General features: G+C 43.7%; 3 protein-coding genes and 1 pseudogene. All 4 read left to right on the plus strand.

Going from position 1 to position 2,370, the window contains the following annotated elements:
* A pseudogene (locus BCT81_RS23115) lies at window positions 1-219 on the plus strand (transcriptional repressor); the annotation flags it as partial.
* A gap of 68 nt (window positions 220-287) precedes the next feature.
* A complete protein-coding gene (locus BCT81_RS23120; RefSeq protein WP_102425991.1) occupies window positions 288-1,634 on the plus strand; it encodes a dihydroorotase in 1,347 nt (448 codons plus the stop codon).
* A 42-nt stretch (window positions 1,635-1,676) separates the two neighbouring features.
* Window positions 1,677-2,237: a carbonate dehydratase gene (locus BCT81_RS23125; RefSeq protein WP_102425992.1), complete on the plus strand. Its 561-nt coding sequence runs from the start codon at window positions 1,677-1,679 to the stop codon at window positions 2,235-2,237.
* Window positions 2,227-2,370, plus strand: a 144-nt coding sequence (locus tag BCT81_RS23130; RefSeq protein WP_277869843.1) for a GTP-binding protein, incomplete at its 3' end; no start/stop codon positions are given. The genes BCT81_RS23125 and BCT81_RS23130, both read left to right, overlap by 11 nt.

The following is a 2,370-nucleotide window of genomic DNA, read 5'->3' on the forward strand; positions in this document are numbered from 1 at the left end:
CTTTGTGATCACATCCTTTGTGAGCACGAACATGGCATCCCACAGTTTTTGATTTGTTCTAAGTGCGACAAGATAAGTGAACAAACCATCAACCCTTCTATTATTCGCGATCTTAAATCTCACGCGAAACAACAAGGATTCACCGTCACAAGCCCTCAGTTAGAGATCAGCTGTGTTTGTGATGAGTGTGCTAAGCCCGAAGTGAATGCGTCCTGCTAAGAATACCTACATCTAATAACTAGATTCCAACCGTATTAGCTTAATTAACAAGGAGAAAGTGAAACGCTATGCCTGCAACGCTCATTAAAAATGCCTACGTGGTCAATGAAGGTACCATTACCGAGACAGATGTATTAATTGTCGACCAACGAATTGAAAAGGTTGCAAGCAATATACAGCCCAATTCAAATTGTGAAGTCATTGAAGCAAAAGGTTGCTACCTCATCCCGGGGATGATTGACGATCAAGTCCATTTTCGCGAGCCTGGGTTAACCCACAAAGGCTCAATCGCTACAGAGTCTCGTGCCGCTGTCGCAGGTGGCATTACTAGCTACATGGAAATGCCAAACGTAAACCCTGCCACTACGACCATTGAAGCCTTAGAGAAAAAATTTGATATCGCAGCACAGAGTTCACTGGCTAACTACTCCTTTTACCTCGGTGCAACAGAGGACAATCTAGACCAAATTAAGAAACTCGACCCAACCAAACACTGTGGTGTAAAGGTATTTATGGGTGCTTCAACGGGTAACCTGTTGGTTGAAGATCCTCAAGCACTCGATGCCATATTCCGTGATTCTCCCGTCCTAATTGTCACCCATTGTGAAAGCGGGCCTGTTATCGCTAAAAACCAAGAGCAATTAAGAAAAGAGAAAGCAGATTTCACGATTGAAGACCACCCTATCCTGAGAGATGACAGAGCCTGCTATGCCTCTTCTTCTTATGCCGTTGAGCTCGCTAAAAAGCACAATAGCCAGCTTCATGTATTGCATATCACTACAGAGAAAGAGTTAGCACTATTTGATAAAGGGCCAATCGAAGGTAAGCGCATAACCGCTGAAGCGTGTGTTCATCACCTTTGGTTCAGTAATGAAGATTACCCAAGGTTAGGGAACCAAATCAAATGCAACCCAGCCATCAAATTTCCAAGCGATAGAGAAGCACTACTTGCCGCCCTTAGCACCAATCAAATAGACATCATCGCCACAGACCATGCTCCTCACACATGGGAAGAAAAACAAGTTCCTTATGAGCAAGCGCCTGCCGGTTTACCTCTTGTACAACACGCCCTCTTAACTCTGTTTGACCACGTGCATGCCGGAACCATGACCGTAGAACAAGTCGTAGAGAAAACAGCACATAACCCATCCATTCGTTATGCGATACAAGAGCGCGGTTATATTCGTGAAGGCTACTTCGCAGACTTAGTACTCGTCGACCCACAAGCATCAACATTAGTTGATCAGGAAAACAACCTTTATCAATGTGCTTGGTCTCCATTCACTGGTCACGAATTCTCTTCCCAGATCAAACATACTTGGGTAAATGGCACCAAGGTTTATAGCAATGCAGATTCGATCTTCATCCGAGATACAAATCACTCTCCAGCAATGAGGCTGTCATTTAAACGTTAAACGAGTGCTTAGCTCATCAAGTCAATAAAATAAGAATTCAATATGTTAAGAAGAAACCCTAACGGCCATATGCCAAACGTATCGGAAACCTCCTTCATTGATCCAACAGCCATTATTTGTGGCAAGGTGATCATTGAAGATAACGTGTTCATTGGTCCTTATGCCGTGATACGTGCCGATGAGGTTAATGAACACGGCGATATGGAAGCCATCGTGATTAAGCGAGACACGAATATTCAAGATGGTGTGGTTATTCATTCAAAAGCTGGCGCTGCCGTCACTATTGGTGAACGCTCATCCATTGCTCACCGATCGATCATTCATGGTCCTTGTCAGGTCTGTGACGACGTATTTATTGGCTTCAACTCTGTCGTCTTTAATGCGGTGATTGGCAAAGGTTGTGTAATTCGCCATAACTGTGTAGTAGACGGACACGACTTACCTGAGAACTTCCATGTACCACCGATGACCAACATAGGTTCAGGGTTTGATTTAAACAATATCTCAAAGGTACCACCTGAGTATTCTGCGTTTTCAGAATCGGTTGTCTCTGCTAACCATACTCTTGTTCAAGGCTACAGAAGGATTGCTAATGAGCTCTAATAAATCCCCCTTGCTTGGAATTCCGACCAACATTATTACTGGGTTTCTCGGAGTAGGAAAAACCTCTGCGATTCTTAACTTAATGAAACACAAACCAGCCGATGAGAATTGGGCTATTTTGGTGAATGAGTTT

This window comes from Vibrio sp. 10N.261.52.A1 (genome assembly GCF_002876325.1).
GTDB lineage: Bacteria > Pseudomonadota > Gammaproteobacteria > Enterobacterales > Vibrionaceae > Vibrio > Vibrio chagasii.

Excerpts from the sequence above, each read along its gene's own strand:
- BCT81_RS23125 (WP_102425992.1), top strand. The coding sequence starts at position 1,677 with ATGTTAAGAAGAAACCCTAACGGCCATATGCCAAACGTATCGGAAACC.
- BCT81_RS23120 (WP_102425991.1), top strand. The coding sequence starts at position 288 with ATGCCTGCAACGCTCATTAAAAATGCCTACGTGGTCAATGAAGGTACC.